Raw genomic sequence first — 14094 nt, 5'->3', positions numbered from 1 at the left:
CCTTGGGCTGAACAGAAAATGGGGATCGCGTGTCGCAAGGGTTTGTCGCCAACCCGCGAAAATTGTGTCGGAATGTCGCGGCGGCGGCGGGTCCGTTCAGCTTGTCAGACGGCCAGGCGCTTCGCACGCAGGATGGGCGTCAGCACCGCCTCCATCGCGGCATAGCCGGCGGCGGTCGGGTGGACGCCGTCATCGGCGAAGCCAGGCTTCATCGCGCCGCCGGGCGTCGCCAGCACCGGCGTATAGTCGACAAAGGTCGCGCCCGTCTGTGCGGCATAGGTTTTGATCCAGGCATTGAGCGCGCGGATCGGCGCGACGGTGGCGAGACCGGGGCGCCATGGAAAGCCGTCCGCCGGGGGCACGCTGGCAAGGAGCACGCCGATCTTCGCAGCCTGCGCGAGCATCGCCATCATCGCCAGATTGTCGTGCGTCTGCTGCGGCGTCATTGGCCCGGTATTGCCGGCGATGTCGTTGGTGCCGGCCATGATGTGGACGAATTTCGGGCGGTGGGCGATGACGTCGGCCATCATCCGCAGCACCATTTGCGGCGTCGTCTGCCCGCTGATCCCGCGCCCGACCCGGCCGGCGCGGAAGAATTCGGGGCGCTTGCCGACCCAGCCTTCGGTGATCGAATCGCCCATGAAGACGATGTCGGTCGGCTTGCCCGACGCGGCGAGCGCGGCATTGTCGGCGGCGTAGCGGCCGAGCCACGGCCAGTCGGTCGCGAGTTGCCGCTGGCGCTTGACCTCATAGCTTTCCTCCTGCGCGCAGGCGGTGGCGGGAAGCAGCGCGACACCGGCGGCGAGGCCGAGGAAATGACGGCGATCGGGAGTCATAGCGATCCCGCCAGGCGGCAGATTTCGGGGCGAATGTCGCCGTCGCGCGCAGTGGCGCCGCGGGCGTCGAACAGGATATTGGCGGGCTTGCCCTTGGTCGTGCGCGGCCATGCCGGGCGACCCTCGCCATTGGGGTCGCCGGTCGCGGCGAAGGCAAGCCAATAGTCCTGCATCGACACCGGCCCGACGCGGCGATCGGCGAAGATATAGCCGATCTCGGCGGCATGGGCGGTGCGGCCCGACCCGCCATCGCCCGCCATGTCGAATTCATAGCGCCAGACCGGCCAGTTGCGGCCGGCGAGGAGGTTGGCGAGCGTGCCCGCCGGGCAGCGGAAGGTGGCGTCGGTGGCGATCTGCTGGTCGCGGCTGCCCATGCGCGGATGGGCGACGGGATCGGGGTCGTCGAGGCGGTAGAAGGTGCGCGCGCCTTCCGCATTGTTCCCGAACGACAGGTCGACAAAGCCGTCGCGCGCCGGGCGACCGCCGGGCAGGTCGAGTTCCAGCATGTTGCTGCCAAGCAGGACCGGGCGCTTCGGCGCGGTGACGAACAACCGGTCGGGCGTGTCGGGCAGCACCGCGCCGTCGATCGTCGTGCGCAGGTACAGATAGTCGTCGGCGGTCAGCTTCGCATCGTGCAGCTTCAGGTCGGCCGCCAGCAGCGCGGCGGGCGAGGCGCTGCGCAGCGCCGCCGTCCCCCGGGTGCCGAGCAGCACGTCGAGCTGGTCGCCGATGCGGAACGCTTCCTTCAGCGGGCGCCATGGCAGGCCGAAGCCGGGGGTGCCCGACTCCATCGCCGCCCTGGCGAACAGGCCGCGCGCGAGCGGCGAGGCGAGCAACAGCGACACGTCCTGCGACCCGGCGCTTTCGCCGGCGATGGTGACATTGTCGGGGTCGCCGCCGAACTTGGCGATATTGTCGCGGACCCAGCGCAGCGCCGCGATCTGGTCCATCAGCCCGTAATTGCCGCCGGTCCCGTTCGCCTCCGCCGCCAGCGCACGGTGGGGCAGGAAGCCGAAGATGCCGAGCCGATACTGGATGGCGACGACCACGACGTCGCGCTTGCCGATCGCCGACAGCGCCATGTCGCCCGCCGATCCCGCGCGGTTGCTGCCGCCATGGATCCACACGATCACCGGGCGCTTGCCGGTCAGCGCGGGGGTGCCGACATCGAGCGTCAGGCAATCCTCGGCGGCATAGACATGGTCGGCATGGTTCCAGCCATAGTCGTTCTGGAGACAGGCGGGCGCCTGTGCGGTGGTGGTGCGAATGCCGAGCCATTCGACCACCGGCTGCGGTTCGCGCCAGCGGTTGGCGCCGAGCGGCGGGGCGGCAAAGGGAATGCCGCGAAAGAGGATGCGGTCGGGCTCGGCCTTGCCCTCGACGATGCCGCCCGAGACCGAGACGCGCGGGGGAACGGGCGCGGCGGGCGGCGTGGCTTCCTGTGCGACGGCGGGGGTCGCCGCGGCGAGGAAGAGAGATGCCCAGATTGCCTTCATCGCCGATGCCCCTGTGTGTCGTCGCTGATGCGCGGTTAGCAAATCCTCCCCGGCACGGGGAGGGGGACCAGCGAAGCTGGTGGAGGGGGTGTCCGCATACGGAACCGTTGCGTTGCGGGGCGAACCCCCTCCACCATGCTGCGCATGGTCCCCCTCCCCGCGGAGCGGGGAGGATCGTTACTTTGCGCAGGTCACCTTCACGTCCGCCGTCGTACCCAGCGCCACGCGCGCCACGCTGACCGTCAGCTTGCCGTCGGTCGAAAGCACGAAGGGCGTATCAACCTTCGCCATGTTCACATTGCCGCCGAAGCATTTGAGCGGCACGCCCAGCGTCTTCCACTGGCCGACCGGCAGCTGCTGCAACTGACCAAGCGCCACCTGTCCGCCGCCGGGGCCGCTGCGTAGCGACAGGGTGACCGGCCGGGTCGGGGCGGCGTCGACGCGCATCGTCGATACCAGCATGACGTCGCCATTGGTCTGGCGCGTCAGGTCGACCGGCGATTGGGTGCTCAGCACGATCTGCGCCGGGCCGCTGCCGTCGATGGCGAAGCGGCGCGCGCCCTCCTGAACACCGTGATCGGTCGCGGTGACCTTGACCCGGCCCGCCCCCGATTGGGCGGGAACGGTGGTGATGCGGGTGTTGCCGCCGGTGCCGGCGCCGCCGACCTCGAGCGACCAGGCAGTTGCGGGCAAGCCCTTGTCCATGAACACGTCGCCGGCATCGGCTTCGGCGACCTTCGCGTCTTCGGACAGCGTCGGCACCGTCGTCCTGCTGGCGGCGGTCAGGCCATAGCCGATCGGGAATTGCGTCGGGCCGGTCGCGTCCGCCGTCGCCGGCCAGGGGAAGGACAAGGTACCGGTAAAGTCGCGCTTCGGCTTGCCCCCCTGCCCCGCGAGCAGCACGTCGGCGACGCCCGCCCCTTCCGATCCCGGCAGCCAGCCGACGACGAACGCATCGGCGGCGTTGATCGCGGCGTTCACGAACAGCGGCCGTCCGGTCAGCATTAGCGCGACGACCGGAATCCCCTGCGCCTTCAGCTTCTTCATCGTCTCGATGGGTGCGCGCAATTCGGGGCGCAGCTGGAGCGTCTTGATGTCGCCCTGGAACTCGGCATAGGGCGTCTCGCCGAACACCACGATCGCGGCATCGGGCTTTTGGCCCGTGAAGCTGCCATCGGCTGACAGCGTCGCCGTGCCGCCCACCGCCTTGGCCGCCGCATCGATCCCTTGCCAGATCGAGGTCGCGCCGGGGAAATATTTCGGGTCGATCCCCGTCCCCTGCCATGTCAGCGTCCAGCCGCCCGACTGGCGCGCGACGTCGTTCGCGCCATCGCCGGCGACCAGCACCCGCGCGCCGGCCTTGATCGGCAGGACCGAGCCGTTGTTCTTGAGCAGCACCAGCGACTTCGCCACCGCCTCGCGCGCGATGGCGCGGTGTTCGGGGCTGCCGAGCAGGTCGAACTTGCCCGACAGCGGACGCGACGACGGCTTGCCCGCCTCGAACAGCCCGGCGCGAAGTTTGACACGCAGGATGTTGGATACCGCGTCGTCGAGGCGCGCCATCGGCACTTCACCCGACTTGACCTGCTTGACGAGGTTTTCCCAGATCGGCTTCCAGCTGTCGGGCGCCATGTACATGTCCAGCCCGGCGTTGATCGCGCGCGGGCAGGACGCATTGGTGCAGCCGGCAACCTGGCCATGCGCGTTCCAGTCGCTGACGATGAACCCGCCGAAACCCATGCGCTTCTTCAGCACATCGGTCAGCAGCCCCTTGTGCCCGGTCACCTTTTCACCGTTCCAGCTCGAAAAGCTGGCCATGACCGTCTGCACCCCGGCATTGATCGCCGAGACATAGGGCGTGCCGTGAATGTCGCGCAGCGTCGTTTCGGGGATCTTCGCATCACCCTGATCCTGCCCGCCGAAGGTGCCGCCGTCCGCCAGGAAATGCTTTGTCGAGGCGAGGACGTACGGCCCCTTCAGCTGGTTGGTCGATCCGGGCGCGCCCTGCAGCCCTTCGATGAACTGGGTGACGTAGCTGGCGACCAGCTTGGGATCGGACGAATAGCCTTCATAGGCGCGGCCCCAGCGCAGGTCCTGCGGCACGGTGATCGTCGGGGCAAAGGTCCATTCGATGCCGGTCGCGCGGATTTCGGCCGCCGTCGCCTGCGCGATCTTCCGCATCAGCGCCGGGTCGTGCATCGCGCCCAAGCCGACATTGTGCGGGAAGAGCGTCGCGCCCACGATATTGCTGTGGCCGTGCACCGCATCGGTGCCCCAGATGACCGGAATGCCGACGCCGCCGTCGCTCTTGTCGACCGATGCCTCGTAGAACCGATCGGCGAGCTTCAGCCATTCGGATGCCGGCGCGAATTCGTCGTTGTTCGGCGCGGAATTGCCGCCGTTCAGCACCGATCCCAGATGATAGCGCTTTACGTCCTCGGGCGTCAGGCTGGCGATATCGCCCTGCACGACCTGTCCGACCTTTTCCTCGACCGTCATCTTCTTGAGCAAATCGGCGATGCGCCGTTCGACCGCTGGATCGGCCTTGTACGGCCAATTGGCGCGTGGCCAGATGTCGGGGTGGACGGTCGCGGCCGGCGCGGGGGCCGGCACGGTCTGCGCGGCGGCGGGCAGCGCGAACGCCATGCCGGCCAGCATCGTGCCCATCAGAAATTGCGGTACCGGTTTCATCGCATCGCTCTCCCTCTGCCCGCGATTCCACCGCGTGCGATCCTTTGCGTCCCCGTTCGCCAATTCCGACAACGGTGTCAATCGTCCGACAGGGGTTTCGCCAACACGGTTTCCGATTGAACTGGCCTGTCCACTGGTCCACGCTCTGCCAAAAGAACGAACGGCGCCGCCGTGATTGGGAGATAGTGCGTGTCCTGCCCCCTACCCGCCCGGGATCTCCGCGCGTGACCGATCGTGCACCGATTCGCCTGTCGGGGACCAACCTCGAACGTGCCGCCGACCATAACCAGCGAATCACGCTGCACGCCATCCGGGTGTCGGGGTCGCTGACCCGCATCGACCTGGCCAACATCACCGGCCTCACCCCGCCGGCGATCGCCAACATCACCCGCCGGCTGCTGGGCGAGGGGCTGATCCTCGAGGCCGGGCAGCGGCGCGGCGGACGCGGCCAGCCGCCGACCAAGCTGGTGGTCAATCCCGCCGCCTGCTACGCGATCGGCATCAATATCGACCGCGATCACGTGACGATCGTGCTAGTCGACTTCACCGGGCAGACGCTGGCGCGCGCCACCCGCGACGTCGATTTCGCGCTGCCGGACGACGTCGCCGGTTTCTATCGATCGGTCATCACCGGACTGGTCGCCGAGGCGCAGGTCGATGCCGAACGGATCGTCGGCATCGGCGTGGCGCGGCCCGACGATCTGGGCACCGTCGACCTGCCCGGCCGCCCGGCCAGCTATACCGAATGGGAAAGCGTCGACATGGCGACGCTGTTCGCAGCGCCGATCGACCGGCCGGTGTTCGTCGAGAACGACGCGGCGGCAGCGGCGATGGGCGAGCTGCAACTGGGCCATGGCCAGCATCAGGCGAGCTTCTTCTATGTCCTGATCTCGTCGGCGCTGGGCGGCGGGCTGGTGATCGACGGCAGCTATTTCCGGGGGGCAAGCGGGCGATCGGGCGAACTCGGCTTCCTGCTGGGCAGCGACGGCAAGGGCGGGCAGACCCAGATCCAGCACACCGTATCGCTTTCGGGCCTGTCGCATCCGCTGCGTTGCGCGGGCTTCACGCTCGGCGATATCCGGGGCGAGCGCGATCCGGCCGAGCTGCTGACGATCGTCGATGCATGGATCGACGCCTCGGTCGAGCGGCTGATCGAACCGATGATCGCGATCAATTGCCTCATCAATCCGGCGGCGATCTTCGTCGGCGGACGGCTGCCGGGGCGGCATGTCGAGACGTTGGCCGCGCGGCTGAACGAACGGTTGCGGGTGAAGGCCACCAATGTTCCCGCCCTCGCGTCGGTGCGCCGCGCGATGCTGGCCGAGGATGCGCCGGCGGTGGGTGCGGCGATCCTGCCGTTCAGCCACTTCCTGCTGCCGAGCGCGACCGCTCTGTGGAAGGCGGTGGACGCCGGTTAAGGCCTTGCGAAGTCGAGCAGGCGGCGCAGCGAACGATAGGCCGCCGAGGATTTCGGTTCAAACACCGCATCGAGATGCGCCAGCCGCTCGCGGGCCTGTGCGGCGAAATCCATCTTGATGTCGGCGGCGGGCGTCCCGTCGGTCGCGATCAGTTCGCGGCGGAAGCGGTGCAGCGTATGGATGTCGATCGCGCCTTCCGCGAACAGGTGAAAGCCGTACTCGGCCATTTCGCGCGGGGTCATGTCCCGGATATCGGGCGGCGACATGGTGGACGCCGGCTGGGCGGCACTCCCCTTGAACTGCGCCGCGAATGCCAGTTCGAACCGTCCGGCCGCCCCCGCCGCCGCATCCTTCGCATTCGCCCGCATCGCCGACTCCATTTCCAGCAGACAGCTTTGGCACGGCGGTCCTTGCCGTTCGGTTAGCGAGCGGACGAACATTATACGAAACGCGGCGTCGCCGGAGGACCTGTCCCCCGGGACGATCGATTTTATTAAACAAACCGATTTTCCTAATTGCACTTGGCCGACAAGGCTGCGACGTTGCAAACTTTCACCGGTGACAGGATTTTCGCGAATGAACATGACGATCGATCCCCCGTCGGCGCGCGACCGGAGCGACCTGCCGCTGGCCGGGATCGAACTGGGCGGGACCAAGTGCGTGTGCACGCTGGCCTATGGCCCGGACCGGATCCTGGCGCAGGAAACGGTGCCGACCGAGCATCCCGACGTCACCCTGCCCGCCATAGCCGCCGTGCTACAGCGCTGGTGGAACACGACCGGGTTCGCGGCGCTCGGCATTGCCAGCTTCGGCCCGGTCGATCTCGACCCCGCATCGCCGACCTGGGGGCATATCCTCGCCACGACCAAGCCCGACTGGCCGATGGCCGATGTCGCCGGCCGGCTGTCGGCACCGTTCGCCGTTCCCCACGCGTTCGATACCGACGTCAATGGCGCGGCCTTCGCCGAAACGCTATGGGGCTGTGCGCAGGGGCTGGACGATTTCGCCTATGTGACGATCGGCACCGGGGTCGGCGTGGGGCTGCTGGTCAACGGCCAGCCGACGCGCGGGATCGGCCATGCCGAGATCGGCCATCTGCGCACCCCGCGCCTGCCGGGCGATACGCTGCCGAGCGGTTGCCCGTTCCATGACGATTGCGTCGAGGGGCTGGCATCGGGCACGGGTATCAAGGCCGCGCTGGGCGACGTCCATGTATCGACGCTGTTGCCCAACCATCCGGTCTGGGACCGCGTCGCCGCGTCGATCGTCGCCATGTGCCATGCGATGGTGTGCACCACCGGGCCGAAGCGGATCGCGATCGGCGGCGGAGTGATGAACAAGCAGCCGCATCTGCTGGCGCGGATCGAACCGGCGCTGCGGGAAAGCATCAACGGCTATCTGCCGCTGCCGGCACGCGACTATGTCGTCGCCCCGGCGCTCGGCGATCAGGCGGGGCCGCTCGGCTCGATCGCGCTGGCGCAGAATGCGTTGCGGGCGCGCGTCGCGGCTTGAAACAGGGGCGGGCAGCGACGCCCGCCCCGTCCGGTCAGTGCAGGCTCTTCGCCGCAGCGGCGTTGCGCGTCGCGGTGCGTCCGGCGGCGACGGCGAAGCCGCACAGCGCCGCATAGCAGATCGCCGGCACGAGGAACGCCGGCCCATGGCCGACCGCGCCCGACACCAGCCCCACGACCGGCGGGATCACCGCCCCGCCGAAGATCGCGGTGCACAGCAGGCCGGAGGTCGCCGCCTCGCTGGCGGTCGAGCGTTCGAGCGTCAGGGTAAAGATGACGGGGAACATGATCGAGTTGAACAGCCCCATCGACAGCGCGACGAACCCGGCGGTGACCCCGCCCACGCCCGCGACATAAAGGCACATGCCGACCGCGATCGCGGTGAACAGCGCCATCAGCTTCCACGCCTTCACCTGCGACAGCAGCACCGATCCGATCAGCCGACCGACCATCGCCCCGCCCCAATAGAAGGCGACGGCCTTGCCCGCTTCCTGCAACGACACGCCGGGCACGCCGTCGCTGCCCATCGCGAAGCCGAGCAGCGGCACGCCGAACGGCGCGTCCGACGCGCCCCAGACGCCATCGGCGTTGAGGAACAGCGCCATCTGCGTCCCGATCGCGACCTCGGCCCCGACATAGACGAAGATCGCGCTCGCCCCGAGCAGTGCCCAGCGCGACGAAAAGGCATCGGCGAGCAATGCCCCCGGCCCCGGCACCTTGGCCGGCGCGGCGGGGACCGCCGCCGACACGACCCGGCGGCTGAGGAAGAAGAAGATCGCCAGCGCCGCGATCAGCCCGGCGATCCAGAAATAGGCGCGGTCGATCCCGGCCAGCGCACCGGCGCGCACCGCGTCCGTCAACACCGTGCCGTCCTTTACCTCGACCCCTTCAAGGAACAGGCTGGCGCCGAGCAGCGGCCCGAGAAAGGTACCGAACGAGTTGAACGTCTGGCTGAGCGTCAGGCGGAAATGGCTGAGCTTCGGATCGCCGAGCGCGGCAGCCAGCGGGTTCGCCGCGACCTGCAACACGGTGATGCCGGCGGCGAGGACGAACAGGCCGAGCAGCACCAGCGGAAACACCGCAAGGTTCGCCGCAACCAGCATCGTCAGGCAGCCGATGATCATCGTCCCCAGCGCGAACAGGATCGACGGCACCGCGCGCAACCGGCCGAGCAGGATCGCGGCCGGCATCGAGATCAGGCCATAGGCGAGGAAGAAGGCCGAAGCGGCCAACTGCGCCTCGAAATCGGTCAGGGTGAAGATGCCCTTCACCGCCGCGACCAGCGGGTCGATGAGCGAGGTGATGAATCCCCAGGCGAAGAACAGGGTCGTCACGGCGGCGAAGGCCAGCCCGGTGGTGGCGGAACCCGCCTGTTTGTCAGCCAATGCGGCGCTCCCCTTAGTCGGACTAATTCGACTATTTGCTTATGATATTGGTGCGCTCGCCGAGGGCGGGGGGAATTTCAAGGCGGGGGCGGTTGCGATGTGCCAGTCCCGGACCGGTCCCCCTTCGTCGTCCCGGACTCGAGCGAAGCTTCTGGAAAGTCCCGAACGGAGCCAAGCCGAACTGTACCCCGGCGGAGGCCGGGGTACAGTTGGGAAGGTTCCTCCGTAGCCGACCCCGTCACCCAACTGGGCCCCGGCCTTCGCCGGGGCACGGTCCACGGATTCTCGCAGAGGTCTCGAGTACATCCGGGGTAACGGAACGCCCCTACCCCAGCATCGCCAGCATCTGCGCTGCCAGTTCGGACAGCGTATCGTCGCGCGCGCCCATCACCACGATCCGGTCGCCGTCACGCGCCTGCGCCACCAGATGCGCCGCCGCCGCCGCACGGTCGGGGATATGCCGTGCCGGAGCACCCTGCACGGTCAGGTCGCCGACGATATCGGCGCTGGTGACCTCGCGCGTCACCGTGCCGCCGCGATAGACCGGATCGGGCAGCACCAGCAGGTCGTCGCCGTGCAGTTCGCGCGCGAACATCGTCACCAGTTCGCGGCGCATCACCTTGAGCGGACCATAGCCATGCGGCTGGAAGAACAGCAGCAGCCGCCCCGGTTGGGTGCGCAGCGTGGCGATGGTCGCGGCGATCTTGTCGGGATTGTGCCCGAAATCGTCGATGACGCTGACCCCGCGCGCCGTGCCGACCCATTCGAAACGCCGCTTCAGGCCCGAAAAGCCGGCAATGGCCGCGACCGCATCGGCGACCGGCACCCCGGCGGCAACGACCGCGCCGATCGCCGCCAGCGCATTGGCGACATTGTGCCGCCCCGGCACCGCCAGCCGCACGTCGTGGACCTGCCCGTCCGCGACCAGTTCGAAGCGGCTGGCAAAGGGGTCGAGCACCAGCGCGCGGGCAACCAGATCGGCCTCGCCCTCGACCGCAAAGGTCGTGCGCTTGGCCGCCGGCACCGCCGCCGCCAGCGCCGCCGCCTCGCCATCGCCGACATTGACGACGACGTGGCGCGCGCGGTCGGCGAACCCGCCGAACAGGTCGCGCAACTCCGCCAACGTCTTGTGGTCGAGGCTGACATTGTTCAGCACCGCGACCTGTGGGCGGTAATAGGCGATCGACCCGTCGCTTTCGTCGACCTCGCTGACGAACGCATCGCCCTGCCCGACCAATGCGCTGGCGAAGGGGCGGTCGGGGGCAACGAAATCCTTCATCACCGCGCCGTTCATCACGGTCGGATCGCGGCCGAGCGCGTGCAGCACAGTGCCGATCATGCCGGTGACCGTCGACTTGCCGCTGGTCCCTGCCACCCCGATCGACAGCGGCGCGGCGTTGAACAGTATCGCGAGCAATTCGGCGCGGCCCATCCGCTTCGCGCCGACTGCCTCGGCAGCGACGATATCGGCGACGGTCGGTTCGATCGCGGCGGAGGCGACGACGATCTGGTCGGCCGAGACGATGCCGCTGCCGTCCTGTGGGAACAGCGCAATGCCGGCGGCGCGCAGCGCGTCGAACTTCGCGGGCAGGCTCGCCTGGTCGAGCGATCGGTCCGATCCGGCCACGGTCGCGCCGCGCCCGGCAAGGATCATGGCGAGCGGCAACATGCCCGAACCGCCGATCCCGACGAGGAAGAAGGATTTGCCGTACAGCATCGCGCGGGGCTATCGACCTTGTCCTTAAGTGGCAAGCGGGGTTGCAGGATGCGGATCGGTGTGGTGGCCCCGGCGCGGCGCGTGGATGAGGAGCAGATGGCCCGGACACAGGGCTATGCCGCGCTGACCTACCCCTCGGTCGATCTGGTGGTGCATCCGCAATGTTTTCTCGACGCCGGGCATTTCGCCGGCACCGACGAACAGCGCGCCGCCGCCTTCCTCGAATTCGCCAACGATCCGGGCTTCGACGCGATCTGGTTCGCGCGCGGCGGCTATGGGTCGAACCGCATCCTCGACATGGTCATGCCGCAGCTGAACCGCGCGGCGGCGGCGAAGAGCTATGTCGGCTTTTCGGACATGGGGTTCCTGCTCGGCGCGCTCTACGCCCGGCGGATCGGCCGGCCGGTCCACGGTCCGATGGCGGCACAGGTCGGCAAGGCGGGCGGCACCAACAGCGCGGCGCGCTCGCTCGCATGGCTGGTCAACCGCGACCGCTCGGTACTGGCACCCGAACTCGACGGGCGCCCGAGTGTCGCGTTCAACCTCGTGATCCTCTGCGCGCTGATCGGCACGCCATGGCTGCCCGACCTGACCGACCATGTCGTGATCGTCGAGGAGGTCGGCGAGGACCTGTACCGCATCGACCGTCTGTTCTGGCAATTGCGCGAGGCGACGCAGCTGAAGGGCATCGCCGGTATCCGCCTCGGCGCGGTGACCGATCGCAGCCCCGACGACACCGGCTTCGGCGAGACCGAGGAAGCGATCGTCACCCGCTGGGCGGGCGCGATGGGCGTGCCCTATCTGGGGCGCGCGCATGTCGGGCATTATGCCGACAATATGGTGGTGCCGTTCGGGGTGGCGTGAAGCGTAAAAGTCGCCCCAGCGAAGGCTGGGGCCGCAAGCGGCTCTTGTCCCGTTCCATAACCGGAAGATCCCAGCCTTCGCTGGGATGACGTCAGTTTCCGGCAGATGAAATGGACCGAAGCCCCCTCAGTCTCCGAACGTCCGCGGGGCCGGGCTGACCGTTACCGCGCCGCCGGTGCGCACTTCCTGTACCTCCAGCGCGCGTTCGGCGATGCCGTCGCGACCGAAGCGGAAGGCGCCGTCCAGCCCGGCAAAGCCGTCGTCCCCGCGCAACCGGCTTTCGGGAAAGTCGCGGCCGACGGGCCAGTCGCGGGCGATGCGCACGGTCAGCAGCACCGAATCATAGCCGAGGCTCGACAGGCGGTAGGGCGCGGCGTTGAAGCGCGCGCGATATTTGGTCGCGAACTGGCGATAGAGCGTGTTCGACACGCTCGCATACCATGCGCCGTTGAGCGCCGGCATCGACCCCAACCCGGTCTCGGTATTCCACAGCTCGGTGCCGAGCACCTTGGCGCTGCGGCTGGGCGACTTGCGGATCGCGGGGACCGCCAGCGCCGCCGTGCCCGCCTGATCGGCGATCAGCACCGCTTCATAGGGCGAGGTGCGCGACAGGCGGGTGACCGCAGCCGCCACCTGTCCGCTGCCGCGATCATAGGTCTGGATCGACACGACCTGTCCGCCCGCCTGTTCGACTGCGCGCAGGAAGCTGGTCGAGGCGCGCTGGCCATAGACGCCCGCCGGCACCAGCCCGGCGAACTTGCTGATCCCGCTGGTCCGCGCGAAGCCGACGACGCGCTCGATCGATTGCGCCGGGGTATAGCCTAGCAGATAGGCGCCGTTGCCCGCGACCGACACGTCGTTCGAATAGCTGATGACCGGCACCTTCGCACCGCGCGCGATCGGCGCGACCGCGCGGACATCGTCGGCGAGCAGCGGGCCGAGGATCAGCCGATTGCCTTCCGCGATCGCGCGCTGCGCGGCGGCGGCGGCACCGGTGGCGGTGTCATAGGTGGTGATTCGCACCCGTTCGCTGCGGGTGTCGAGCAGCGCGAGCTGCGTCGCATTGGCGATCGATCGGCCGACGCCGCCATTGGGACCGGTCATCGGCACCAGCAGCGCGACGCGGTGGCGCTGCGTGTCCTCGGGAATGCCGCCGGTCACCGGCGCGGGGCGGGTCGGTTGCGGACGGGTGGTCGTGGGCGGCGCCTGTTCGACCGGCCCCTTGGGCACCAGCGTGGCGCACCCCGCCAGCAATGCCGCGCCCAGCAGCGCCGTGGCGCGCGCGAAATGGTGCCGCCATTGCCGGGGCGCTATCGTCTCTGCCATGACCCTATCCCTGATGACCGAAAAACTTGAGCCCGGCCTCTACATCGTCGCGACCCCGATCGGCAATCTCGCAGACCTAAGTCCGCGCGCTGCCGATATTTTATCGCGCGCCGACATTATCGCGGTGGAGGACAGCCGGGTGACCGCCGGGCTGCTGCGCCATATCGGCGTCAAGCGGCCGATGATCCCCTATCACGACCATAATGCCGAGGGGATGCGCCCCGGCCTGATCGCGCGGATGGCGTCCGAAGCGGTGGCGCTGGTGTCGGACGCGGGCACGCCGCTGATTTCCGATCCGGGATACAAGCTGGTCCGCGATGCCCGCGCGGCGGGCCATGCGGTGGTGACGATTCCCGGCCCCTGCGCGGCGGTGGCGGCGCTGACGCTCGCCGGACTGCCGACCGACCGGTTCCTGTTCGCCGGCTTCCTGCCGCCCAAGGCGCATGCCCGCGCCGAATCGATCGCCGAGATCGCCGCCATCCGCGCGACGCTGATCTTCTACGAAAGCGGGCCGCGCCTGTCGGCGACGCTGGCGGCGCTGGCCGAGGGGCTGGGCGACCGGGACGCGGGCGTCGCGCGCGAAATCACCAAGAAGTTCGAGGAATGCGTGACCGGCAGCCTGTCGATGCTCGCCGCGCGCTATGCCGATGCGCCGCCGAAGGGCGAGATCGTGATCGTGGTCGCCCCACCCGGCGCGCCGCCCCCCGCGACCGAGGCCGACGCCGATACGGCGCTCCGCGAAGCACTGACCCGGCTACCCGCGTCGAAGGCGGCGGGCGAGGTCGCCAAGGCGCTGGGGCTGGACCGGCGCGAACTCTATGCGCGGGCGATGGCGCTGAAAGGGGAATGA

General features: G+C 68.7%; 11 protein-coding genes. 4 read left to right on the top strand and 7 right to left on the bottom strand.

Features of this window, described 5'->3' with window-relative positions; genetic code table 11:
- Window positions 1–104 precede the first annotated feature (104 nt).
- The 3 genes from MF607_RS12200 to MF607_RS12190 all read right to left on the bottom strand — a co-directional run bounded on the left by MF607_RS12200 (window position 105) and on the right by MF607_RS12190 (window position 5023).
- A complete protein-coding gene (locus MF607_RS12200; RefSeq protein WP_242119097.1) occupies window positions 105–836 on the bottom strand; it encodes a GDSL-type esterase/lipase family protein in 732 nt (243 codons plus the stop codon).
- A complete protein-coding gene (locus tag MF607_RS12195) occupies window positions 833–2332 on the bottom strand; it encodes a carboxylesterase/lipase family protein (RefSeq protein WP_242119095.1) in 1500 nt (499 codons plus the stop codon). The genes MF607_RS12200 and MF607_RS12195 overlap by 4 nt, the downstream gene beginning before the upstream one ends.
- Window positions 2333–2509: 177 nt before the next feature.
- Window positions 2510–5023 (bottom strand): glycoside hydrolase family 3 protein, encoded by a 2514-nt coding sequence (locus tag MF607_RS12190; protein ID WP_242119093.1) that lies wholly within the window; start codon window positions 5021–5023, stop codon window positions 2510–2512.
- A gap of 224 nt (window positions 5024–5247) precedes the next feature.
- Between MF607_RS12190 and MF607_RS12185 the strand changes: the two genes are divergently transcribed.
- Window positions 5248–6441 carry an ROK family transcriptional regulator gene (locus MF607_RS12185; protein WP_242119090.1) on the top strand — a complete coding sequence of 398 codons (1194 nt, stop codon included), beginning with the start codon at window positions 5248–5250 and terminating at the stop codon, window positions 6439–6441.
- On the opposite strand, the gene MF607_RS12180 is transcribed toward MF607_RS12185, so the two are convergent.
- Window positions 6438–6809, bottom strand: coding sequence for a hypothetical protein (locus tag MF607_RS12180; RefSeq protein WP_242119089.1), 372 nt, complete (start codon window positions 6807–6809; stop codon window positions 6438–6440). The two genes, MF607_RS12185 and MF607_RS12180, sit on opposite strands and share 4 nt — an antisense overlap.
- A gap of 208 nt (window positions 6810–7017) precedes the next feature.
- Between MF607_RS12180 and MF607_RS12175 the strand changes: the two genes are divergently transcribed.
- Window positions 7018–7953: an ROK family protein gene (locus MF607_RS12175; protein WP_242119086.1), complete on the top strand. Its 936-nt coding sequence runs from the start codon at window positions 7018–7020 to the stop codon at window positions 7951–7953.
- 34 nt (window positions 7954–7987) lie between these two features.
- On the opposite strand, the gene MF607_RS12170 is transcribed toward MF607_RS12175, so the two are convergent.
- Window positions 7988–9337 (bottom strand): MFS transporter, encoded by a 1350-nt coding sequence (locus MF607_RS12170; RefSeq protein WP_242119084.1) that lies wholly within the window; start codon window positions 9335–9337, stop codon window positions 7988–7990.
- Between the two features lie 325 nt (window positions 9338–9662).
- Window positions 9663–11054 carry a glutamate ligase domain-containing protein gene (locus MF607_RS12165; protein WP_242119082.1) on the bottom strand — a complete coding sequence of 464 codons (1392 nt, stop codon included), beginning with the start codon at window positions 11052–11054 and terminating at the stop codon, window positions 9663–9665.
- Window positions 11055–11102: 48 nt separating this feature from the next.
- Between MF607_RS12165 and MF607_RS12160 the strand changes: the two genes are divergently transcribed.
- Entirely contained in the window at window positions 11103–11918 is an 816-nt protein-coding gene (locus MF607_RS12160) for an LD-carboxypeptidase (protein ID WP_242119079.1), read from the top strand.
- A gap of 126 nt (window positions 11919–12044) precedes the next feature.
- On the opposite strand, the gene MF607_RS12155 is transcribed toward MF607_RS12160, so the two are convergent.
- Window positions 12045–13244, bottom strand: coding sequence for a penicillin-binding protein activator (locus tag MF607_RS12155; protein ID WP_242119078.1), 1200 nt, complete (start codon window positions 13242–13244; stop codon window positions 12045–12047).
- A 13-nt stretch (window positions 13245–13257) separates the two neighbouring features.
- Here MF607_RS12155 and rsmI point away from each other — a divergent pair, with 13 nt between their 5' ends.
- The gene (rsmI, locus tag MF607_RS12150) at window positions 13258–14094 is read left to right on the top strand and encodes a 16S rRNA (cytidine(1402)-2'-O)-methyltransferase (RefSeq protein ID WP_242119386.1); all 837 of its coding nucleotides are present in this window, start codon (window positions 13258–13260) and stop codon (window positions 14092–14094) included.

The sequence above is a fragment of the Sphingomonas lacusdianchii genome (assembly GCF_022664395.1).
GTDB lineage: Bacteria > Pseudomonadota > Alphaproteobacteria > Sphingomonadales > Sphingomonadaceae > Sphingomonas > Sphingomonas lacusdianchii.
This window is presented reverse-complemented; position numbering and strand designations above follow the sequence as displayed.